This is a genomic window from Peptoniphilus rachelemmaiella, assembly GCF_943169845.1.
Classification (GTDB): Bacteria; Bacillota; Clostridia; order Tissierellales; family Peptoniphilaceae; genus Aedoeadaptatus; species Aedoeadaptatus rachelemmaiella.
In genome coordinates this window covers 26,068-47,529 of record NZ_CALPBW010000010.1, presented here as the reverse complement: position 1 = coordinate 47,529, position 21,462 = coordinate 26,068, and the positions used below count along the sequence as shown (strand labels likewise).

20 protein-coding genes, 1 other RNA gene and 2 riboswitches are annotated in these 21,462 nt (G+C 50.1%); of the genes, 13 read left to right on the top strand and 8 right to left on the bottom strand.

The annotated features are described in order from the left end of the window. The first annotated feature begins 5 nt into the window (after nt 1–5). From KO087_RS05605 to KO087_RS05575, 7 genes are all read left to right on the top strand, one after another. The gene (locus tag KO087_RS05605) at nt 6–962 is read left to right on the top strand and encodes an ATP-dependent 6-phosphofructokinase (protein WP_215508319.1); all 957 of its coding nucleotides are present in this window, start codon (nt 6–8) and stop codon (nt 960–962) included. A gap of 8 nt (nt 963–970) precedes the next feature. Continuing rightward, nucleotides 971–2,716, top strand: a complete 1,746-nt coding sequence (pyk, locus tag KO087_RS05600; RefSeq protein WP_215508318.1) for a pyruvate kinase — start codon at nt 971–973, stop codon at nt 2,714–2,716. A gap of 40 nt (nt 2,717–2,756) precedes the next feature. Then, nucleotides 2,757–2,852, top strand: a riboswitch (THF riboswitch). Between the two features lie 28 nt (nt 2,853–2,880). Next, on the top strand, nt 2,881–3,393 hold the full coding sequence (locus KO087_RS05595) for a folate family ECF transporter S component (protein ID WP_215508317.1): 513 nt from the start codon (nt 2,881–2,883) through the stop codon (nt 3,391–3,393). A gap of 121 nt (nt 3,394–3,514) precedes the next feature. After that, nucleotides 3,515–4,309 carry a zinc transporter ZupT gene (zupT, locus tag KO087_RS05590; RefSeq protein ID WP_215508316.1) on the top strand — a complete coding sequence of 265 codons (795 nt, stop codon included), beginning with the start codon at nt 3,515–3,517 and terminating at the stop codon, nt 4,307–4,309. 65 nt (nt 4,310–4,374) lie between these two features. Beyond that, a riboswitch (Lysine riboswitch) is annotated at nt 4,375–4,546 on the top strand. Nucleotides 4,547–4,630: 84 nt separating this feature from the next. Beyond that, nucleotides 4,631–6,244: a Na+/H+ antiporter NhaC family protein gene (locus KO087_RS05585; RefSeq protein WP_215508315.1), complete on the top strand. Its 1,614-nt coding sequence runs from the start codon at nt 4,631–4,633 to the stop codon at nt 6,242–6,244. A gap of 133 nt (nt 6,245–6,377) precedes the next feature. Next, nucleotides 6,378–6,743: a metallopeptidase family protein gene (locus tag KO087_RS05580; RefSeq protein WP_215508314.1), complete on the top strand. Its 366-nt coding sequence runs from the start codon at nt 6,378–6,380 to the stop codon at nt 6,741–6,743. Continuing rightward, nucleotides 6,736–7,518 carry a J domain-containing protein gene (locus KO087_RS05575; RefSeq protein WP_215508313.1) on the top strand — a complete coding sequence of 261 codons (783 nt, stop codon included), beginning with the start codon at nt 6,736–6,738 and terminating at the stop codon, nt 7,516–7,518. The genes KO087_RS05580 and KO087_RS05575 overlap by 8 nt, the downstream gene beginning before the upstream one ends. 79 nt (nt 7,519–7,597) lie before the next feature. On the opposite strand, the gene KO087_RS05570 is transcribed toward KO087_RS05575, so the two are convergent. Beyond that, entirely contained in the window at nt 7,598–8,398 is an 801-nt protein-coding gene (locus tag KO087_RS05570; protein WP_251374929.1) for an NAD(+)/NADH kinase, read from the bottom strand. Between the two features lie 58 nt (nt 8,399–8,456). Between KO087_RS05570 and KO087_RS05565 the strand changes: the two genes are divergently transcribed. Together KO087_RS05565 and ssrS are read left to right on the top strand one after the other, a co-directional pair. After that, nucleotides 8,457–9,311, top strand: coding sequence for an RluA family pseudouridine synthase (locus KO087_RS05565; protein ID WP_215508311.1), 855 nt, complete (start codon nt 8,457–8,459; stop codon nt 9,309–9,311). A gap of 54 nt (nt 9,312–9,365) precedes the next feature. Then, nucleotides 9,366–9,545, top strand: a non-coding RNA gene (gene ssrS / locus KO087_RS05560) — 6S RNA. 243 nt (nt 9,546–9,788) lie between these two features. On the opposite strand, the gene KO087_RS05555 is transcribed toward ssrS, so the two are convergent. From KO087_RS05555 to KO087_RS05525, 7 genes are all read right to left on the bottom strand, one after another. Continuing rightward, on the bottom strand, nt 9,789–11,186 hold the full coding sequence (locus tag KO087_RS05555) for an ABC transporter ATP-binding protein (RefSeq protein WP_215508310.1): 1,398 nt from the start codon (nt 11,184–11,186) through the stop codon (nt 9,789–9,791). Next, nucleotides 11,174–11,803: an energy-coupling factor transporter transmembrane component T gene (locus KO087_RS05550; RefSeq protein ID WP_251374928.1), complete on the bottom strand. Its 630-nt coding sequence runs from the start codon at nt 11,801–11,803 to the stop codon at nt 11,174–11,176. The genes KO087_RS05555 and KO087_RS05550 overlap by 13 nt, the downstream gene beginning before the upstream one ends. A gap of 59 nt (nt 11,804–11,862) precedes the next feature. Next, nucleotides 11,863–12,444 (bottom strand): MptD family putative ECF transporter S component, encoded by a 582-nt coding sequence (locus KO087_RS05545; protein ID WP_215508308.1) that lies wholly within the window; start codon nt 12,442–12,444, stop codon nt 11,863–11,865. 8 nt (nt 12,445–12,452) lie between these two features. Continuing rightward, on the bottom strand, nt 12,453–14,171 hold the full coding sequence (locus KO087_RS05540) for an ABC transporter ATP-binding protein (RefSeq protein WP_215508307.1): 1,719 nt from the start codon (nt 14,169–14,171) through the stop codon (nt 12,453–12,455). Beyond that, nucleotides 14,155–15,912: an ABC transporter ATP-binding protein gene (locus KO087_RS05535; RefSeq protein WP_215508306.1), complete on the bottom strand. Its 1,758-nt coding sequence runs from the start codon at nt 15,910–15,912 to the stop codon at nt 14,155–14,157. Before KO087_RS05535 ends, KO087_RS05540 begins: the two co-directional genes overlap by 17 nt. A gap of 60 nt (nt 15,913–15,972) precedes the next feature. After that, a complete protein-coding gene (locus KO087_RS05530) occupies nt 15,973–16,557 on the bottom strand; it encodes a TetR/AcrR family transcriptional regulator (protein ID WP_215508305.1) in 585 nt (194 codons plus the stop codon). A 244-nt stretch (nt 16,558–16,801) separates the two neighbouring features. Continuing rightward, a complete protein-coding gene (locus tag KO087_RS05525; protein WP_215508304.1) occupies nt 16,802–17,830 on the bottom strand; it encodes an endonuclease/exonuclease/phosphatase family protein in 1,029 nt (342 codons plus the stop codon). Between the two features lie 287 nt (nt 17,831–18,117). Between KO087_RS05525 and KO087_RS05520 the strand changes: the two genes are divergently transcribed. The 4 genes from KO087_RS05520 (at nt 18,118) to KO087_RS05505 (ending at nt 21,457) form a co-directional block, all read left to right on the top strand. After that, nucleotides 18,118–18,765, top strand: coding sequence for a hypothetical protein (locus KO087_RS05520; RefSeq protein ID WP_215508303.1), 648 nt, complete (start codon nt 18,118–18,120; stop codon nt 18,763–18,765). A 221-nt stretch (nt 18,766–18,986) separates the two neighbouring features. After that, a complete protein-coding gene (gene pyrB / locus KO087_RS05515; RefSeq protein WP_215508302.1) occupies nt 18,987–19,907 on the top strand; it encodes an aspartate carbamoyltransferase in 921 nt (306 codons plus the stop codon). Continuing rightward, on the top strand, nt 19,891–20,568 hold the full coding sequence (locus KO087_RS05510) for an iron-sulfur cluster-binding protein (protein ID WP_215508301.1): 678 nt from the start codon (nt 19,891–19,893) through the stop codon (nt 20,566–20,568). The genes pyrB and KO087_RS05510 overlap by 17 nt, the downstream gene beginning before the upstream one ends. After that, nucleotides 20,561–21,457 carry a dihydroorotate dehydrogenase gene (locus KO087_RS05505; RefSeq protein ID WP_215508300.1) on the top strand — a complete coding sequence of 299 codons (897 nt, stop codon included), beginning with the start codon at nt 20,561–20,563 and terminating at the stop codon, nt 21,455–21,457. Before KO087_RS05510 ends, KO087_RS05505 begins: the two co-directional genes overlap by 8 nt. Nucleotides 21,458–21,462 lie beyond the last annotated feature (5 nt).

The window sequence follows — 21,462 nt, the reverse complement described above, 5'->3', positions numbered from 1 at the left end:
CGACTATGGCCATAGGCATATTAACCAGCGGCGGCGACGCCCCTGGCATGAACGCAGCCATACGGGCGCTGGTGCGCTCGGCGGTGTACGAAAACATCGAGGTGCTGGGGATTCGAAACGGCTACACCGGCATTTTTAACGAAGACGCCATGTATATGGACCTGTCTTCCGTGGCGGACATTATTCACAAAGGCGGCACCATTTTAGGCACGAGCCGCTCGGAAAAAATGCGCACGGACGAAGGGCTTTTTGAAGCGAAAAAGCATCTGGAGGCCATGGCCATCGAGCACCTGGTGGTCATCGGCGGCGACGGCTCCATGCGCGGGGCCCTGTCCCTGTCGAAACTGGGTCAATCGGTGATTACCATTCCCGCCACCATCGACAACGACCTGGGCTACCAACACGGAAGCATCGGCTTTTACACGGCCATCGAGACCATTTTAGATGCCATCGGAAAGATCCGCGACACCTCCAGCGCCCACAAGCGGGCCAATATTGTGGAAGTCATGGGCAGACACTGCGGCGACCTGGCCCTTTACGCGGGCATCGCCGGCGGGGCGGAGAGCGTGATTTTGCCCGAGGTGGATTTCGACTTCGAGGCCGTGAAGAAAAAAATGCTCGCCGGCAAACTTCGCGGTAAGCGCCACCACATTATTCTTCTCACGGAAGACAAGCTTTCATCCTACGCCCTGGCCAGGGATTTGGAAGAGGCCACGGGCATCGAGACCCGGGTCACGGTGCTGGGCTATGTGCAGCGAGGCGGCATACCCACCGGCGCGGACCGCATCAACGCCTCCCGCTTAGGGGCGGAAGCGGTGAACTACTGCCGAGGCGGAAAAAAATCTCTGGCCCTCGGGATGATACAAGGCAAGCTTCAGGCCGTGGATTTGGAAGAAGCCCTGGCCGTGGAAAAAACCTTCGACAAAGATATGTACCACTTACTGGATAAAATTTCGATTTAGGAGAGACGATGAAAAAAACAAAAATCGTAGCGACCATCGGCCCGGCGTCTTGGGACGAGGACATCTTGCGGGCCCTTTTCACCGAAGGCGTCAATGTGTGTCGCTTAAATTTTTCCCACGGCGACCATAAGAGCCACAAAGAGACCATGGATAGGATCAAAAAAGTGCGGCGGGAAATGGATCTGCCCATCGCCCTCATGTTGGACACGAAGGGGCCGGAGATTCGCACCGCCACCTTTAAAGGCGGGGAAGCGGTCCTCGAAGAAGGGGGCGCCTTTGCCCTTTACGCCGAGGAGATAGAAGGTGACGCATCCGGTGTAACCATCACCTACGCCGGCCTCTACAAAGACGTTTCACCGGGGCAGGTGATCTTGCTTGACGACGGGCTCATGGCCCTTGAAGTGGCAAGCATCGAAAATAGGACCATTCACACGAAGGTCTTAAACGGCGGCGTGATTAAAGACCACAAGGGCATCAACGTGCCCGGTGCCTCCATTCAGTTGCCGGCCCTCACGGAAAAAGACGTGGAAGACATTCGCTTCGGCATCGACGAAGGGGTGGACTTTATCGCCGCTTCCTTTATTCGAAAAAAAGACGACCTCATCGCCATTCGCAATGTTTTGGAAAGCCACGGCGGCGAGGGAATCAAGGTCATTGCGAAAATTGAAAACAAAGAAGGCATCGACAACATGGATGAAATCGCCGCCTTTGCCGACGGCATCATGGTGGCGCGAGGGGACATGGGCGTGGAAATCGAAACGGAGCGCGTGCCCCTGGTGCAAAAGCAATTAATCGATCGGGCCATCGACGAGGGAATCCCCGTCATCACCGCCACGCAAATGCTGGATTCCATGATTCGAAATCCCCGGCCCACTCGGGCGGAAGTGGGGGATGTGGCCAATGCCATTATCGACGGCACCAGCGCCGTCATGCTCTCGGGAGAAACCGCCGGAGGCAAATACCCGGTGGAAGCGGTGAAGACCATGGCCAAGGTCTGCGCCTTTACCGAAGCCGCCCTGGACTACGAACACATTTTGAAAAAGAGCGACCAGTTTAAGCGAAACACCACCAATGTCATCGTGCGCCACGCCGTGGAAATGGCGGAAGAGCTTTCCGCCGATGCCATCGTCATCGCCACGGCCACAGGCTACAGCTCGAGAAATTTGGCGAAGTTTCGCCCGAAATCCGATGTCTTTGCCGTTACCGAAGACGACGCCGTGCTGCGGCAAATGAGCCTTCAGTGGGGCGTAACAGGCGTCAAGGGAAAGACCAATCAAAGGCAAATTTTTGAGGAGACGGCGAAAATCGTGAAGCGGGCCGGCTTTATTAAAGAGGGGGATTTAATCGTCATGGTGGCGGGAATTCCCCAAGGGGTGGCCGGCAGCACCAATGTGGTGAAGGTCCATCAAGTGGCATCCACCCTGCACAAAGGCGTGGGCATTGTCATGGGCAAAAAGACCGCCCGCGCCCGCATCGTCTCCGAAGACGGCACTTATATGCGTGATTTTACCGACGGCGACATTATCGTGGCGAAGGGCTATGAAAAATCGCTGGCGCCTTATTTGGCTCGGGCCGGCGGCTTTATCTCCGAAGAAGAAGGCCTTACGTCCCCTTCGGCCATTGCCGGCTTGTCCTTGGGCAAGTGCACCATTGTGGGCTGTAAGGGCATCACCGACGGCTTGAAATCCGGCGAGGTTATTACCATGAACGCCGACACAGGGGAAGTCTTCTTGGGAAGCGTGCGCACGAAGTAGCCTTGCACGATGGGCGTGAAATGTTTATAATTGTTTCGTAAGTAGAGTAGACAAAAGGCGTTAAGTGTTGAGAGATGGGAAGTTGCTCTCAAACGAAGAGTGAAGAGGCTCGCTATCTTTTGTCGCATCCGCTGCTGTCCTCTTAAGCAGCTTAAGGAGGAAAAATGAAACAATTGAATACGAAGAAACTTGCCTTTTTGGCCTTGATGGTGGCGATGCAAATCGTCTTTACCCGAACCTTGGGAATCGATCTCGGCAGTGTGCAGAGAATCAGCTTCTCATTTATTCCCGTCACCTTGGCATCGGCGGTGGCAGGGCCCATTCCCTCAGGGATTGCGGCGGCTGTGGCCGACATCATCGGGTTTTTCACCAAACCCACGGGACCTTACTTTCCGGGATTCACCTTTAATGCCTTTTTAGGCGCCGTGATCTACGGCTATTTCTTCTACAAGAAAGAGCTGACGCTAAAGCGCATCATCCTGGCCAATGTGGTAGCCACCTTGGTGGTGAATGTTTGCTTAGGTACCGTGTGGGTGCACATGCTTACGGGCAATCCCTACGGCCCCTTATTTACAGCCAAACTTCCTTTCCAAGGCTTGATGCTCGTCATTAAAATCGTCGTACAGGCCCTGATTCTGAAGCGCCTCACCGACGAGGCCGCGCGGCTGTTTCGATAAACAAGCGCCTCGCTACGGTAAAACCGTGGCCGGGCGTTTTTTTATTGCAAATATGGTAAAATAATGGACGTTAGTCATTCTTCCGGTACTGCCGGCGAAAAGAAACAGGAGTAAAAGCAGTATGTCCAATGTCGCAATCGCATTTTTAAGTTCCGCCTTGGCGGGCCTCGCCACCATGCTCGGGGCGGTGATCGTCTTTTTGTCGAAGTCGGACAATAAAAAATTTCTCTCCTCCGCCTTGGGCTTTTCCGCCGGCGTCATGATTTATATTTCCTTTATGGAAATGATGCCCATGGCACAGGAAAATTTTCTGAAGACCATGGCCGACAAGCAGTCGCAGTGGATGATGTTGGCCTCCTTTTTCGGCGCCATGGCCGTCTTCGGCCTTATTTCCCATTTGGTGCCGGAAGCCGACGCGCCCCACGACATTAAAACCGAACACGAGCTGGAAGAGAAGAGCAAAGAGCTGGCCCTGGAAGTGGTGGGACTGAAAAGCGCCATCGCCATCGGTGTCCATAACTTTCCCGAGGGAATGGTTACCTTCATGACCGGACTTATGGATCCCGCCATGGGCCTGTCCATCGCCGTGGCCATTGCCATGCACAACATCCCTGAAGGCATCGGCGTGGCGGCGCCTATTTACTTTGCCACGGGGGATAAGAAGCGGGCCTTGTGGCTCACCTTTTTAAGCGGCGTCTCCGAGCCTGTCGGCGCCATGTTGGCCTACCTTTTGCTGCGCCCCTTCCTTACGCCTACCCTCTTCGGCGTGGTCTTCGGCGCCATCTCCGGCATCATGGTTTTAATTTCCTTCGACGAACTTTTGCCCGCTTCCCGTGCCTACGGCGAAACCCACTTGTCTTTGTTGGGTCTGATCTTCGGCATGATGGTTATGGGGGCCAGTCTGGTTATTTTATAAAAAGAATTTGATTATTTCCTTGACATTTCTTTTATCTCTGTTATACTCATAGTCAACAATCGAATCCACATGATAGAGGCGCATTTCACATCAGTAGCGATTATCTCCGGTCAATGGATAATCGTGAAAGGGTGACGTGCCGAGGGTTGGGTGCTTGTGTCCACAAGTATCTTTCACCGGGACGTAGGAGAATATCCTGCGTACTGTCGTTCTACGGAACGGAGAGCTATCGTGCCTTTTGCGTTTCTTTTCGTATAACCAAGAGTCATGATAGTATCATGGCTCTTTTTTTCGATTGAAAACGCAGAAAGGAAGATTTACATGACAAACCAACGCAATCTTATTATCGCCTTAATTTTAGGCATTATCGCCATCGGGGCGAGCTTTGCCGTCGCCGCATCGGGTGCGAGCACCGAGGCCACGGCCTGGTCCCTCTTGCCGCCTATTGTGGCCATTACCTTAGCCCTTATTACCAAAGAAGTTTTCCCCTCCCTCTTCACCGGGATTTTCGTCGGCGCGATCTTGGCCAGCGGCGGCTCCTTTACCACCACCATGGACCACGTCATTAACGAAGGGTTAATCGGCGCCGTATCCGGTACGGCGGGGATTTTCCTCTTCCTCGTCCTCTTGGGCATGCTCGTCGCCCTCATCAATCGCAGCGGCGGCACCAAGGCCTTCGGCGAATGGGCGGCACAACACATTACCTCCAGACGGGGCGCGCAAACGGCGGCCTTCTTCCTGGGCATTTTAATCTTCATCGACGACTACTTTAACTGCCTTACCGTAGGCAGCGTCATGCGACCGGTCACCGACCGCTTCAAGATCTCCCACGCCAAGCTCTCCTACATCATCGACGCCACGGCGGCACCGATTTGTATGATCGCCCCTATTTCCTCTTGGGCGGCGGCCGTATCCGGCTATGCGGAAGGCACGGGCATGAGCGGCATTACCATGTTCGTTCGGGCCATTCCCTACAACTTCTACTCCCTTTTGACCCTGATCTTCGTCATCGTCTTGATTTGGCGTCGCGACGATTACGGTCCCATGCTTCGCTACGAAGAAGCGGCCCTTCAGGGAGACGACATTTCCGCACTGGAACACGAAATGCAAGTGGTTGAAACGGCGGAACACGCCAGTCTTTTCGACTTGGTCATTCCCATTATTTTCCTCATCATTACCTCCGTCGTCGCATTGATTTACGTCGGCGGCTACTTCGATCCCGCATCGGACTTCACCGGCGACTTCGTCGGCGCATTCGGTAACACCGACGCCACCGTGGCACTGCCCTGGGGCGCCACCATTACCTTGTTATTCACCATTTCCTATTTAATGATTCGCCGCGTGTTGAGCTTCAACACCTCCATGAATTGTTTAACGGAAGGGTTTAACTCCATGGTCGCCGCCATCATGATCTTAACCATGGCGACGGCACTGAAGAGCATTTCCAATGATCTTTTAGGCAGCGCCGAATTTGTCGCAGGCATAATGAGCAATGTGGCAGGCAGCCTGCAATTGTTCCTCCCGGTGGTTATCTTTATCGTCGCGGCCCTCTTGGCCTTCGCCACCGGCACCAGCTGGGGCACCTTCGGGATCTTAATCCCCATCGTCACCAGCATGTTTAATGTCGAAAACCACTTGTTCTTCATCGGTTTGTCCGCCTGCTTGGCCGGCGCCGTCTGCGGCGATCACTGCTCGCCCATTAGCGATACCACCATTATGTCTTCGGCCGGGGCCCAATGCAATCACGTGGTTCACGTCTCCACCCAATTGCCCTATGCCTTGACCGTGGCCGCCATCAGCTCCGTCTGCTACATTATCGCAGGCTTCATCCAAGACCCCTACATCCCCTTAATCATCGGGGTTGTTATGGTCGTCGGTCTGCTGTCTCTTGTGGGACGTCAAAACAAGCATCCGGAACTGAGAGACCAACTGTAAAAATTTGCGAGGCTTCGGCCTCGCTTTTTTATTGGCAACATGGCGCTGTCAATAGTGAAGACAAATCGAAGATTTTATGAGCACCTTTATAATTGACGGTCTTTCTTCTATAATGAAAGTTCAGGAGGTGGGTATGGAAGATCGATTTGAAGAAATGGCCACGATTTTAGATGATTTGGTAGACGAATTGCCCCAACATTATTTTCGCGGCCTCAACGGCGGCGTGATTTTTTCGAGAGAAGAAATGCGCGATGAGACCTTTTCGGACCTTTGTGTCATGGGCCACTACAAGTCCGAGCCCATGGGCAAGAGCATCGTCTTGTACTACGGCTCCTTTATGGCCCTTTACGGCTACGAATCCCACGAAGAGATTACGGAGCGGTTGAAAGAAACCTTGTACCACGAACTGACCCATCACTTAGAAACCTTGGCCGGCGAAAACGACTTGGTCCTTGAGGATGCGGCTTTTATGGAGCGGCACAGGAGGGAACATGAATAAACTTTACGGAAACATTTTTAAATACGTGGGCACCGCCATCGACTATGTGCTGGAATTTTTCATTGCGGTCTTCAGCCTGCTCACAGAGCTTTTCCGCTCCTTTCGCAGCCTGCTCTTGTCCCTGCTCTTTTTCGGCGGCTGCTTATTCTTCTTTATCTTTTTGATTCCCCTGAGCTTCTCCTCACGAGGCGGCGGGAACTGGGGCGGGATTCTGCTTTTGATTTTAATCTTCCCTGTCATCGGCTCCTTTGCGGTGAGCCGGCTGAAATATGTACAGTACATGGTGACGGAGTATTTTTACGAGCGGGCGGACTACTACCTGTTGGGAAAAGACATTACCTACGACACCATGGGGGATTACGGCAGGCGCTACCAACGTAAAATCGAAGAAGAGCGGCGCCGTCAGGAAGCGGCCCGCGCCCGCATGGAAGAAGAGCTGTTCCGCCGACAATTCGAAGCCTTTTTTAATCAGGCCAATTACTACGGACAGGGCGCAGGTGACTACGGCAGCTACAATCAGAGCGGCTACCAAGGAAGCTACGATGGGGGCTTTAAGGAAAAATACGAAGCCGCCATTCATCGCCTGGGCGTCGATGTGACCGCCGACAAATACGAAATCCGCCTGGCCTACAAAAAGCTCGCGAAAAAGTATCACCCGGATTTAAATCCCGAGGAAGACACGACACAGCTCTTTCAGGAAATCAATGCAGCCAACGACTTTTTAAGCGACGAAAACATCGCCCGCTACAAAGCCGCCTACGGGAAGCAGCAGTAGAAGCAGAAAAAGGAGCCGGCGGGCTCTTTTTTCTTTGCCTGCTTGGGCGGGCAATAAAAAAAGCCCCGAGGGGCTGATTTTACAGGAATTTACTTTTAATATTTTCCCAATAATTGTTTTCCATGACTAATTTATGAATGCGTTGATCGGAGAAGCGAATATTGATCCGCTTCAACTGGCTGTAGCTGTGTTCTCTGCCGTCGACCAAAACCAGATTGCTGTTGGCGTAGCGCCGCTCGGGGACGAGAGAAATCACGTGTTCGCCGGGGATCACAATGGATGTGGTGAGGGAGCGGTAGCTTTGCGAGGAAATAGGCGCCATGGGCGTCATGGCCATGGCTTCCACCTTGGGATGGATCATGCCGCCACCTAAGGACAGATTGTAGCCGCTGGAGCCCGAGGGCGTGGAGACGAGCATCCCGTCGCCGGAAAATTTTTCCAAATGGTTTCGATCGATAAAGACATTCATGTGAATGACCTTCGAATTTTGCGCCTTTAACACGATTTCGTTAATGGCCTGTACGAAATACTTTTTTTGATTGGTATAAACTTCCGCACCTAATAGGGGAAGGGCCTCGATGTGGTAATTTTTATTCTTGTAATCCTCGATAAAAGCATCCAAACGATCGGGGTTGATTTCCTGATAAAAGCCCAGGTGGCCCGTGTTAATGCCCACAATGGGCGTGGAAGAAAAATTCATGCGGTTCACCGCCTTAATAAAGGCGCCGTCGCCGCCGATGGTAATGGTCAGCTCCGCTTTCGGCGACAGCGTCGTCGTAGGCGTATAATGGTGCTGCTTTAATATTTGAATCAGTCGCTTCGTAGTCTTGCGACTTTCGAAATTCGAGTTAGAAATAATATTGATGATGGAACTTGCCACAAGTTCACCTCCTTTACGAAAACTTCCGTTACTTATATGGTAATGCAAAAGAGGAAAAATGAAAAGCACAGACATAAAATTTACGACAGAAAGAAACTATGCCCGGGCGGACAGCTTCCTGAAAAGCGTGGGTTTTTCCCACACCCATAGTCGCCGCGCCTTTCTCGCGGGCCTGGTGACGGTGAATGGGCGGAAGATCGTAAAATCCACGCCCTTGGCGGCGAAAGAGACCGTGGTCGTGGCATTTGCCGACGAGGAGACGAACCTCGCCCCGTCGCCCATGAAGCAAAAAATCTGCTACGAAGATGAAGACATCCTCGTCATCGACAAGGGCGTGATTCCCGCCATGCCCTGCAAAATGTATCCCGACCACACACTGGCCAACGAGCTTTGCGGCTATTTTCAATCGAAAGGCTTGAAGCGGAAGGTGCGCATGCTCGGGCGACTGGACAAGGAGACCACCGGGCTTTTGGTGGTGGCGAAAAATCCCTATGCCTACGGCGTCCTCGAGAAGGACCGCACGAAAAACAAAAGCTACCTGGCCCTGGTGAATGGGGAAGTGGCGGCGGCGGGGACGGTGGATGCACCCATAGGCATCGGGGACGCGTCCCTGGTGCGCGTTGTACGAGACGACGGGCAGGCGGCTATTACCCACTTCAGGCCCATTCATAGGGGGAAGGTGAGTTTGCTGGAGATTCAGCTGGACACCGGGCGCACCCATCAAATCCGCTGCCATATGGCCCACATAGGCCACCCGATCCTCGGCGACGAACTTTACGGCGGCGGACGGGGCGGCGTGCACCTCCACGTTCATAAAATTTCCCTCGTCCATCCCCGCACAAAGGCGCCCATGGTATTTACATCCCCCATGCCCGAGGCGTGGCTCAAATTTTTCGGCGACGATCGCCTCTGAGGTGTCGATTCTTGATTAAGAAGAGCCGTCGTAGTATAATAAAGACAAGATAAATAACCCCTGCGCGGTTCGATACCTTCTATTAATTCAACCGACAAATCAGACACGGGAAATTGTGTCTAGTTACCTATAACAAGCCTCCACTGAGTGGAAGTTAGACGTAGTTAGCAAATTACCCACCTTTACTTTAAGGGCGGGTCTGAATTAAACGAAGCCCGGCCCTGCGGGGGATCCAAAGATCCGGCGAGGTCCGGGTCTTTTTTTATTGCATTAGAAAACCCCCGGTTAGCGTACTGACCCCCAAAAGTTGGACCCAGAAATCCAACCTTTGGGGGTCTTTTAATGGCAAAATACAATTATGAATTGAAGAAGCATAGGACGAATGGTATGTAAAACAAAATCGAGCAAGCGAAATGCTTACTCGATTAAGCTCAACTTTATGGGGTCACTCTACTAAGGTTAACCTGCTTTTTTAGTTTAATTCTTTTGAATTTCGAAAGAACCCATGTCGATGATCTCATCTGCCGTGCGATTTAAAAATTCCGTATCGTGGGACACGACGATTAAAATCGCCCCGTTTCTCGCCATGGACCGCATAAGCTTTGAAATACTTACCATGTTTTCGAAATCCATGCCGCTTGTCGGCTCGTCAAAACCGATAATTTCCCGATCGCTCAATAAAACCGAAGCAATGGCGACCCGTTGTTTTTCGCCGCCGGACAAGCTCATGGGATGGCGCTCTTTCTTATCCAAAAGGTTTAAGCGATCCAATATTCGTTCGCGCCTTTCCTCGTCGAACGTCTTTTGCCCGAGTACGACTTCCCCCGCCACGGTGTCGCTGAAAAGCTGATGGTTTACATCCTGCATAACCAATGCGGAATGTGCCAGTCGTTTACGCCGCGGTATTCTCGAGTCGTGAAACTCGATATCGTCTAACGCGCTCTTTTCGATGCCGAGAAGGCTTCTGAGGAATGTGGATTTTCCACAACCATTGGTTCCGACGATGCCGTAAACCTTTCCTTTTGCAAGGCCAATACCTTCTACGGAAAATCCCTTGGCTGATCCCTCAAAAATATGCTGTAAACAGTGGATTTTGAGATCCGAGCCGTTACACTTTCCCGACTTTTCATTTAACGCCACATGTTGCGTCGAACGTAAACCTTGGTCGTACAACGCTTTTTCGGAAAGATCCAAAAACGCACTTTTGCAAAAAGTTGTTTTCAACCTTCCCTTCTCCATAAGATAAATTCTATCTACGAGATCCATAAGGTAATAAAGCCGATGTTCGGCAATCACTAATGTGATGCCTTCTCGTTTTAGCACATAAAGCATATCGTGTAAGGTTCGGGTCGCCTTTTCATCTAAATTTGACGACGGTTCGTCGAGGAGAATAATGGGTGCACCGCTTATATAGGCTGCGGCGATACTCAAGACTTGTTTTTCGCCGCCGGATAATTTGAAAATATCACGATCCATTAAATGTTCGATATGGAAAAGAGCGAGCATTTTCTCCAATCGCTCCTTCATTTTTTCGCGACAAAGGCCTATGTTCTCCAAATAAAATACCAGTTCCAAGGTCGTATCCACATTGAAAAAATGGGTCTTTGGGTTTTGAAACACGCTGGCTATCATTTGGGACAGATCGGCCATGCTCATTTTTTCAACTGCACGACCGTCGATCAGTATCTCCCCTTCGAGGGATGCCCCGTCGTAAGAAGGGGCGATGCCGTTGATGGCGCGTAAAATGGAAGATTTGCCGGATCCGCTCTTTCCCGCGAGCAAGACGCATTCGCCGTCCGCCACAGAAAAGGTAATGTCGTGTAAGCTTTTTTCGGCCTCGCCATACGTTAAGGACAGATGTTTTATCTCGAGCATAACCAGCCTCCCAATACAAAACCGAACACGCCTAGGAAATACACGAGGTCGACGACGCCGCGTTTCACTTCCCGAAAGCGCGTTTTCTCTCCCTCGATGCCGATTCCCCGTGTTTCCGCCGCCATGGCAATATCATCGGCAATAGTCGACGATAAAATGAGCAATGGAACGCTTACATATTCCCCGTAGCGCAAAGGATTTTTCCGCGTAATCCCTCGTATTTTCATCGCCTGCTGAATGTGATGATGTTCTTCCTTAAAGGAAGGAAAAAAACGAAACATGACGGCGACGGGGATGGCAATGGCTCGTGGCACATGGACGGTATCCATAGAGGTGATAATATCGCCTACGTCAGATGTTTGAATCAAGTATTTCCCCGCCATAAAAGGCAAGTAAAACATTTTAACCACGACTAAAAGGGCGACAAACATTTTTAAAAATCCGGGAAGAGCCATAACGCCTTCAAAATTCGGCAGGAAATAAAGAAGAGCGAAAACCAAAAAACTTCGCAATGCTTCTTTTTTAAACCCTCTTAACCAAAAAAACAAACTGATCCACACCATCACACCCCAGGCAAAGAGTCCAATGGGGTGTAATACGGTAAAGCTTACGAGCATGGTAACAATAAATTTCGTAATGGGGTTTGGATTAAATGAAACACTTGGCGCTCCATTCATTATGCAATGCCCGCCTTAATGAAGTGTTTTTTAAGCATGGCGCGGCCGATCCACGCGCCGACGATGCCGCCCATAAAGGCTCCTACGTAGACGATGGCCATATGGGGGTAGGTGATAAGTTTTTCAAGCGCTTGAACATAATCCGATCCCATCATGGCACACATTTCCATGTATTTTTCCTTTACTAAGAGCATTTGCATAAGGGATCCGCAAATCCACATGTTAAAAATACCAAAGGCGATGGCGTTATATTTAAAGGAACGATAATTTCCGCCTCGGCGAATACATTCGGCGATCAACATGACCACTAATGCGTGTACAGGCACCACGTAAGTATGTCCCATGACAAACATTCCGAGGGGCGTTAACATTCCGAAGATAAAAAGCGCCCAGGGTTTTTGCTCTTTCGCCATAAACAACATGACGATGACGCCGCTAACGATGCCGAGAATGGTCGGATAGATTAAAAATAAAATAGGGATCATGCCGATCATGCCGACGCCGAATATTACAATAGAATAGATAACGTAAAAGATCCCGATGGTAACGAGATCTTTGACCTTTAATTTTTCATTCTTCATACTTCCTCCTAATACACAAAGGCTTCCGCCATTTCAGATTTTTCTATAAGGTTTCGGTAGGTCGGCGAGGTTTTCAGCAGTTCGTCATGTCTGCCTTCCCCCTCGACTTTTCCTTTGTTTAAGACGACGATTTTATCCGCTTTTTCCACGCTCTTTAAGCGGTGGGAAATGATGACCACGGTCTTATTTTGAATCAAATGGTTCAGCGATTGTTGAATGGCCCGTTCGTTTTCTACATCCAAGCTGGATGCGATTTCGTCGAGAATTAATATGGGCGCATCTTTTAAGAAGGCGCGGGCGATGGAAAGCCGTTGCCGTTGACCGCCGGAAAGTTCCTGTCCGTTTTCTCCGATGGCCGTATCAAACCCTTCGGGCATTTCGTCGATAAAGTCCATGCAATTGGCCATACGCGCCGCTTCTTTTACTTCCTCGTCGGTGGCATCCAAACGCCCGATGCGGATGTTTTCCATGACGCTCGTATTAAAGAGCATCACGTCTTGGAAGACGATGGATGTCTTTTTAAAGAGGGAGTCGGTGGAAACATTTTGAATGTCGTAGTCGTCGATGCGAATGGCGCCGGAATCGTAATCGTAAAGGCGGCTCATGAGTTTTAAGAGGGTACTCTTGCCGCAGCCGCTGGGGCCGACGAGGGCGGTAACGTCCCCTTGGCGAGCGGTGAAGTTCACGCCGTCCAGCACGTTCTTTTCGCCGTATCCGAAGTGAACATCTTCTACATCAATGCTTACGCGACGAAGATCCACGTCTTTTCCCTTTTGGAGGGGCGCATCTTGAATAGAAGCTATATTTTCGACGCGAGGGGTAATGTAGCGAATTTCCAAAGCCGTTTCGTTGGAAAGATCAATTAAATCTTTAAGCTTCATGGCGGCGAGGACATAGCCTACGACATAAAGTAAGCTCACTTCCCCTTTGGCGAGAAGGCCGACGCCGACGTAAAGAACGATGCCGAGACTAATGAAAGAGAATAAATTCGACAAAGCTATAATGATGAAGTTAACGCCTTCGGTCTTCATATGGATCTTTTCGCTTTCGTCCATTTTTTCGTCAAGGTCTTTTTGAACCTCATCCGTTAAATGGTAGCTCCGGATTTCCTGATGCAGCTCGATGGCCTCTTGAAAATCTTCCGCATTGGCCCGCAGCTTATCGAAGAATTTTTTATTACTCTTAATGCCTTCTCCTTTAAACGCGACGAGGATTAAGAGGCGCAGGGTCATGGGAAGGATGACCGCAAGGCCCAGCTTAACATTCCCTATCAACAGCATGATGCCGAGAATGGGAATGAAGAGGTAGAGCCCGTAAATTTTCGGAATGGCGTGGCTCATGGCGTGTTCCATAGCATCCACGTCGGACATAATGGATTGTGCCAAATCGCTTAAATTGCGTTTTGAGAAAAAGGCCAGAGGCAATTTCGCCAAAGTCTTCCCTAAATTTTCTCGCAAGTTCGCCGATTCTTTGTATGTGGCGTTATACATGCGCTCGTACTCCACGAGGAGAGCGACAAACAATATGACGCAAATGCCGAGAGATAGCGCGAAATAAAGTGTTTGCGAATAGAATGTGCCTTCTAAAATCTGCTGACCCAGCAACATAAGAATCATGACGGGAAACATGGCGATGACGTTGACGATAAAGCTCGCCCATACGGCGCGTACCAATCCCCGTGCACCTTCTTCGGTTACATGGAATTTCTGTTTAAAGTGCTCTTTCATCGTTGATCCTCCAATCATTGGCCATGTTATAGCGCAAAAGTTCCCGCTTGTAGTAGCTGTCTTTTGCCATCAGCACGTCGTGGCTTCCTCGCTCCACAACCTTCCCCTTTTCCATGACGAGGATTTCATCTACGTTTCGCACGCTCGTCAAGCGGTGGGCGATCATAATGACGGTCTTGCCTTCCATGAGCTTTTTAAAAGAGGCCTGCAATTTGTACTCATTGTCGGCGTCGATGGCGGCGCTGGCTTCGTCCATTACCACGATTTTTGCGTCTTTCAGCATGGCGCGGGCAATGGCGATCCGTTGTTTTTCTCCACCGGAAAGGTACACGCCCTTGGCGCCGATTAAGGTGTGGATGCCCTCGGGCAGGTTTTCGATAATGTCCATGGAGGCGGCGTCTTTCAGCGCCTTCAACACCTCGTCTTCCGTGGCGCCGCCTTTGGCGACGGCAATGTTGTCGAATATGGAGCCGTTAAAGAGTTTCGGATCTTGGAAAATAAAGGCGATGTTTTTCGCCACGGCTTTTTCCGAATAATCGGACAAAGGCGTTCCGCCGATTAAAATGTCGCCGCCGTCGATTTTATAAAATCCGGAAAGGAGTTTGGCGAGGGTAGATTTCCCCGATCCCGACGCGCCGATAAGGGCGTAGGTTTTGCCCCCTTCCAAGTTCAGGTTGAAATCCTTAAAGACGGGCTTGTCCCCGTAACCGAAATCCACGTGGGAAAAGGCGATGTCTTCCCCGTCGAATGTTTCCTTCGTTCCGAAGGCGATTTTATCTTTCAGCATGTCGTCGTACATTTTCTCTAAATTGGAAAGGGCGTAGTTGGCGTTAAAAATATATATGCTGGAATACATGATCCGCATGAGGGATGAAAAGACGACCCCCGAAATAAAGAGGAGCATGATCAGTTCCACGTAGAAAGAACGCATATCGCCTACGCGGTGTAAGTAGAATGACAGGGGAACCATGACGATGGCGATGACGCCGATTAAGAGCCATTGAATCGCCGTGTAGGGCAATTTGCAGGATTTGGAATAGGCGTAGGCGTATTTTGCGTAATCGTGAATGGCGTCGTGAAGTGCTTTAAAGGATTGAACGTCGGCGCCGAAAATTTTGACAACTTGAATGCCCCGAATGTATTCCACCGTTTCGGCACTCATGCGCTTTAAGGCGTCTTGGTAAATTTGAATAAATTTTGTTTCCCCGCCCATCATGGATTTAAAGAGCAAACCGCCGATGACGATAAGGACGACGAGGACGATGCCCAATCGAATGCTCACGTAAAAACCTAAGATCAAACTTAGAATGGGCACGACAAAAGCTTGCCCTAAATCGGGAATCATGTGTGCCACCGATTGGTGCGTTAACCCGGCGTTGTCGTCGATGGTTTTGCGAACGACGCCGCTGGGATTGAGATCGAAAAAGCGGAAGCTGGCTTTTGCCACGCCGTCGATGCCTTTTTTGCGAAGATTGGTTTCCAAGTGAAAACCTAATTTATGGGATGCGAAGCCCGATGCGAAATAAAGCAAACTGCCTACTGTCAAGGTTATCATGGTGCGAATAGAGAGCGCCATGGCGTGGGCGACGTTGCCTTCTTGAATCAACGCCACCATGACGCAGTAGACGAAATAATAGCCCGCCACGAGACCTGCGGCGCTTGCAATGGATAATAGCAGAGATAAGTAACCGTAACCCTTCGCCTCGGGTACATAGGAAAATATTTTTTTGTAAATGGCCATAAGACCTCCTTCCTCGTGATAATAGTTATCACGAAATCTTGTAAAAAAACTTAAACCGACTTAGACTGTCGATTTAAGTATGTTTTGGGTGGCGGCGAGAAGAAGTTGGCGATGCTTTTTAAAATTTTCCCGTGCATCTAAAAGTTCGCTGCCGAGGATCATCGTGTTGATGAAATCCGTGAGCAAATCCAGCATGTCCTCATTCATCTGCACGCCCTCTTTGGAAAATAAAAATGCGTTTAATTCTTCCAGGGTTTGCTCCTTTAATTTTAAAAACAGCTTTTCCAATTTTTCATTGCGACGTTTGGCGAGTAAAAACTGCACGTACACCGGCATATAGGGGTTGTCATCGAGCATTTTCTCTACGATGCTCTCCGCAACAAATTTCGGATCGATCGGGCCGTCATAGCTTGCCGTGGCATCCTTGATGATGTCGTTCCGGTAGCGAAGGCCCTCCACCATTAAATCGTAGAGAATGTCGTCGACGCTTTTGTAGTAATGGTACAGGCCGCCCTTGGAAAGCCCCGTCGCCTCTACAACATCTTCCATGGTGACGTGGCTGTAGCCTTTCTCCGTTATGAGTTTTGCCGCCGCAGCTAAAATTTCTTTCTTTCGCGCCTCCGGACGTAAACGCTTTTTGACCATAACCTCTCCTTCCTTTTCCGCTACCGACGGTTCCGTCGGTAGTAATAATGTACAACGATTTTCATTTTTCGTCAATCTTTTTCCGCGCTTTTTCGCCCACAAAAAAAGCAGCTCCGAAGAGCCGCTTTTTTGCATTAGAAAACCCCCGGTTAGACCGGGGGTTCCGTTGCACTTCGATTGCAATTTGAACAATAAAAAAGCGACGAAGATATCATTCTAAGTCGCTCGCTTCATAACGTAAATTTTAATTGGTTAACTCCTGTATTTCTGTAAACACACACAAATGGTCTGAGTTGCTATGGGCTTTAAGCTCTATGCTTTTCACACCATACTTATTATTTGGTATTAAAATATGATCTATTCTTGTCCTAAAAGGCGATGGAATATCTATGTTCCATGTTCCCGAATTAAATTTCGGTACATGCTCCAAAGCATCGACATGTGTTTTTATAGTATTAAGACGACCATGCTTCATTGTGGCATTGAAATCTCCAATTATAATCGAATCTTTATTATGCTTAGAAAGGTCTGAAATTAAATCTAAATCATTTTTCCAAATGCCCATTAACCCCGGAAGCGGAGGTGCCGTGTGCAATCCTATAATGGACGGTTTTCCCTTTGTAGTTGGAGATAAATAGACTGTTCCAAATCTCGTCATAGGTGTTTTCTTGTAAAAATTGTAGCGACCGAATGACCTCTTTATCACGATTGTAACGGGAGCTATACTGCCCTCCGTCGGTTCCGAAACATAGACTTCATACTTTTCGAAATCAATACCGGCTTTTTTGAACAAATTAATGAGCCTGCTATTCGAATGATCCCCTTTTTCATATCCTCCAAGTTCCGGGAACACAGCTATATCAGCGTCAAATTCGCCGAAAATATCTCGGATGTTTGCCTCGTTTATATTGTCAGCTACATTCCATTCAACGAGTCTAATTGTCTGACCATCACGGCTTGTCTCGACTAGTTTATCTGTGCCAGTTCCTCCGAAAATAAAAAGCATTGAAAAAATCATTGATGAAATTAAAATTGAATTTGGCGTATCAAATTTCAATTTAAATCCATTCTTTAACAAGGTAATTGCCACTGCTAATAATGAAAAAAGGAGCATTACAAGGCATATCATGGTAAAAAAAGAATATAAATGGGCAAATCCGAATGTTGTTGTGAGCATTCTATTTAATTTGTACTCCGAGAAAAAAGCATAGCTACATCCAAAAATGGCATAGATCAGAAGAAATAGGCAAAATAAAATGTCTCTCTTTTTCATAGTAAAATCCATTCTCCTTCACTGTATAAAATTGTTGCTCATCCTGTGGCGAGTAGCCTATCTTTAACATATTTTCCCTTTATTAACATATTTTCCCTTTATTTTCGTTTTTAAAATTTCGGCTCTTTTTCTTAGACGAAACATCAATTTTCCCTCATCTATTTGTAACGCTTCAAGGCGGAAGGAGGCGTATATTAAGATTAACTATCGGTATCTAAAAATGTGCCGGAGAATGAAAGCGGTCGGCACCGTACATAGAAAGAAAAAAGCACAGAAGGAGGATGAATATGAAGAAGTTACTTTTAATCGGCGGCGGATTGGCCCTCGTGGCCCTTGTGGCGGCTTTTTGCATCGTGCCCTACATGTCCTTTGCGAAAAGCGAGAAAAACCAGTGGAAGGAGCCCTGCTTGAAGACGGCGCGGAATTTTGTTTTAAACGACTTTTGTGATTTCGCTGAGGATAAGGGATTGAGCACGACCAATCTGAGCAAGGACTCGAAGAAGCTTCAACAGTTCATCAAAGACAAACGAGTCATGAATTCCTATCGTTGTGAGGTAGTGGGGCGAAAATACGTCCTTGAAAAGGCGATCTTCGAGGACGAAAAATTTATCGATAACGGCGACGGTACCTACGACGTTACCATGTTCGTGGATTTTTACTTCTACGACGGCAAGGAACACGCCTCTGTGTGCAACTCTTACAAAGTCCATCTCGTCATCGAAGAAGGCGTGCCCAAGGTTTTGGCGGCCATGGCCGGCGACACGGGGGCCTCTTGGTTAATCGACGGGGCTTATGGCAACACCACCGACAAAATGGATTACAGTTGGCAGCTTCCGGGAAAGAAGAACGTGCCTTACGATTTAGAAAAGTCGAAAAAAGAACTGAAAGCCGATCACGATGCGACGCCGTGGCCGGGAGGTAAAGAGGAAGTTTGAAACAATGCTCGAAGGACATTATGCGTCCTTCGGGCTTTTTTATTTCTTCCGTTATTTTTTCTTGACGAACGGCCTCGGGGAGCGTAGACTATTTGTAGCGAAGATACTTTAATTTAGTGCGAGACACTAAAAAGGTCGCAAAACAGAATACACCTGTCCCGAGGGATGGGTCTCTCTTTGTGCCTTTTACCTTTGTAAAAGCTTTTTTTATAGGAGGCCATATGCTGAAACACTTCATAGAACCTGACGATATGACAGAAAGAGAGTACGACGATTTATTTAGACTGGCGCAAGCAATTGCATCGGATCCCGCAAAATACGCCCACGCGTGTGACGGAAAGATCCTGGCCAGTCTTTTTTTTGAGCCTTCCACGAGAACCCGCATGTCCTTCGACGCGGCCATGTACCGCTTAGGGGGCCAGGTGCTTCACTTAGGCGACGTGAAAGTCTCCAGCATGGCCAAGGGGGAAACGGTGCGGGACACCTTGCACATCGTGGATCAGTACGCGGACATTTGCGCCATGCGCCATCCCCACGCTTACACCCAACACAAGGCCGTGGACGTGCTGAAAAACATGCCCCTCATTAATGCCGGCGACGGGGACCACGCCCATCCGACGCAGACCTTGGCGGACATTTTTACCATTCGCAAGCACAAAAAGGCTTGGTCCGGCTTAAAGATCGGTTTTTGCGGCGACTTACGCTACGGCCGCGCCGTTCACTCCCTGTTTCAGTTTTTAAACCACTACGACAACGAATTCGTCTTCATATCTCCGGAAGGGCTGAATATGCCGGAAGAGTACTTGGACACGGCCCGCTGCCCCTACGCGGAGGTGGACGACCTCAAGGGCGTCATCGGCGATTTGGACGTGCTTTACATGACTCGGGTGCAAAAAGAGCGCTTTATCAGCGAAGAGGAAGCCAAGCGCTACGAAGGCTCCTATTTGCTGAACGCCGATGTGCTGAGTGCGGCATCCGATGATTTAATCGTGCTCCATCCTCTGCCGCGGGTAGACGAAATCGACGCGGAAATCGACAGCGACCCTCGGGCCCTTTACTTCGAGCAGGCACAAAACGGCATGTACATGCGCATGGCCCTGATCCTGACTTTGCTGGAGGCGAAAAATGAAGGTCATCGGTAATCGGCCGTTAGGCGAGGGGCTCTTCGTCCTCACCTTGGCCTACGAGGGCAGCGCGTCGCCGGGGCAGTTTTTCATGGTGAAGCCTCGGAATCGGGCGAAGCTGTTGGGCCGGCCCATTTCCATCTTTTCAATAAAAGACGGCGCCCTGTCCTTTCTCATAAAAAAAGTCGGCGGCGGCACCGAGGATTTGGCGCAGCTCCTCGTCGGCGAGGAGATTGCGGTGGAAGGGCCCTTCGGCCGAGGCTTTCCCGAAATAAAAGAAAAGACCCTCTTTATCGGCGGCGGCACGGGCATCGCCCCCTCCCTCCACTTGCTGGAAGGGGACGCGGAAGGGAAGCTTTCCGTGGCCATCGGCCTTCGGGAAGAAAACGAGGCCCTTCAGGCCATTTACGCCCCCTACGGCGATCGGGTGAAATTTTACATCGGCGCCAATATTTTCGACGAACTTGCCATTGCAGATGAAGTGATTTACACCTGCGGGCCGGATCCCATGATGCGAGAAGCGGTGAAGCGGGCGAAAAATAAAATCTACGTGTCCATGGAAAAGCACATGGGCTGCGGCTTCGGCGCCTGTTTGGCCTGCACCTGCGAAAAGGGGAACGAGCGGGTGCGGGTCTGCAAAGACGGCCCGGTCTTCGAAGGGAGGGCGATCTATGCTTAAGACGGAACTTTTGGGATGTACCATGAAAAATCCCCTCATCGGCGCTTCGGGCACCTACGGCTTCGGCGAGGAATACGCCCCCTTTTACGATCCCGCCATCATCGGCGGTATTTCATCGAAGGGGCTCACATTAAATCCCCGCCCGGGCAACACAGGGCAGCGGGTCTATGAAACCCCGTCGGGGATTATGAACTCCATCGGCCTGGAAAACCCCGGGGTGAAGCATTTCATCGAGGTGATTTTGCCCGAGATGCGGAAAATCGACACGGTGATTCTCGCCAATCTCGGCGGCCACAGCGTGGAGGATTACTTAATTGCCGCGGAGATGTTAAACGAAGCGGATATCGACATGATCGAGCTCAACATCTCCTGCCCCAATGTGGCCTCCGGCGGCATGGCCTTCGGCCTACACTGTCAGGACGCGGCGGCCATTACGGCCAAGGTAAAGGAAGTGAGCCGCCACAAAATTGTGGTGAAGCTTTCCCCTAACGGCGACAATCCGGCGGAGCTGGCGAAAGCCTGTGAAGCGGCGGGGGCCGACGGCATCAGCTTGGTGAATACCTTCCAGGCCATGGCCGTGGATGTAAAAAATCGCCGCGCCGTTTTCGACAATGTCTACGCCGGCCTGTCGGGCCCGGGGATTTTCCCCATCGCCCTCAGAATGGTGCGGGACGTGGCCCGAGCGGTAAAGATTCCCGTCGTCGGCATGGGGGGGATTCAGTCGGCGGACGACGTCATCGCCATGATTATGGTGGGGGCGCAAGCGGTGGAAATCGGCACCATGAATTTAGTGGATCCCCACATCGTGCCGCGCCTCATCGCCGATTTAGAAACATATATGAAAGAAGAAAACATCGGATCCTTCGACGAGATTCGCAAGATCATTTAAAGGAG

What these genes read in the sequence shown, in the direction of transcription:
- KO087_RS05605 (WP_215508319.1), top strand. Translation starts at nt 6, where the DNA reads ATGGCCATAGGCATATTAACCAGCGGCGGCGACGCCCCTGGCATGAAC.
- pyk (WP_215508318.1), top strand. Translation starts at nt 971, where the DNA reads ATGAAAAAAACAAAAATCGTAGCGACCATCGGCCCGGCGTCTTGGGAC.
- KO087_RS05595 (WP_215508317.1), top strand. Translation starts at nt 2,881, where the DNA reads ATGAAACAATTGAATACGAAGAAACTTGCCTTTTTGGCCTTGATGGTG.
- zupT (WP_215508316.1), top strand. Translation starts at nt 3,515, where the DNA reads ATGTCCAATGTCGCAATCGCATTTTTAAGTTCCGCCTTGGCGGGCCTC.
- KO087_RS05585 (WP_215508315.1), top strand. Translation starts at nt 4,631, where the DNA reads ATGACAAACCAACGCAATCTTATTATCGCCTTAATTTTAGGCATTATC.
- KO087_RS05580 (WP_215508314.1), top strand. Translation starts at nt 6,378, where the DNA reads ATGGAAGATCGATTTGAAGAAATGGCCACGATTTTAGATGATTTGGTA.
- KO087_RS05575 (WP_215508313.1), top strand. Translation starts at nt 6,736, where the DNA reads ATGAATAAACTTTACGGAAACATTTTTAAATACGTGGGCACCGCCATC.
- KO087_RS05565 (WP_215508311.1), top strand. Translation starts at nt 8,457, where the DNA reads ATGAAAAGCACAGACATAAAATTTACGACAGAAAGAAACTATGCCCGG.
- KO087_RS05555 (WP_215508310.1), bottom strand. Translation starts at nt 11,186, where the DNA reads ATGCTCGAGATAAAACATCTGTCCTTAACGTATGGCGAGGCCGAAAAA.
- KO087_RS05550 (WP_251374928.1), bottom strand. Translation starts at nt 11,803, where the DNA reads ATGCTCGTAAGCTTTACCGTATTACACCCCATTGGACTCTTTGCCTGG.
- KO087_RS05545 (WP_215508308.1), bottom strand. Translation starts at nt 12,444, where the DNA reads ATGAAGAATGAAAAATTAAAGGTCAAAGATCTCGTTACCATCGGGATC.
- KO087_RS05540 (WP_215508307.1), bottom strand. Translation starts at nt 14,171, where the DNA reads ATGAAAGAGCACTTTAAACAGAAATTCCATGTAACCGAAGAAGGTGCA.
- KO087_RS05535 (WP_215508306.1), bottom strand. Translation starts at nt 15,912, where the DNA reads ATGGCCATTTACAAAAAAATATTTTCCTATGTACCCGAGGCGAAGGGT.
- KO087_RS05530 (WP_215508305.1), bottom strand. Translation starts at nt 16,557, where the DNA reads ATGGTCAAAAAGCGTTTACGTCCGGAGGCGCGAAAGAAAGAAATTTTA.
- KO087_RS05525 (WP_215508304.1), bottom strand. Translation starts at nt 17,830, where the DNA reads ATGAAAAAGAGAGACATTTTATTTTGCCTATTTCTTCTGATCTATGCC.
- KO087_RS05520 (WP_215508303.1), top strand. Translation starts at nt 18,118, where the DNA reads ATGAAGAAGTTACTTTTAATCGGCGGCGGATTGGCCCTCGTGGCCCTT.
- pyrB (WP_215508302.1), top strand. Translation starts at nt 18,987, where the DNA reads ATGCTGAAACACTTCATAGAACCTGACGATATGACAGAAAGAGAGTAC.
- KO087_RS05510 (WP_215508301.1), top strand. Translation starts at nt 19,891, where the DNA reads ATGAAGGTCATCGGTAATCGGCCGTTAGGCGAGGGGCTCTTCGTCCTC.
- KO087_RS05505 (WP_215508300.1), top strand. Translation starts at nt 20,561, where the DNA reads ATGCTTAAGACGGAACTTTTGGGATGTACCATGAAAAATCCCCTCATC.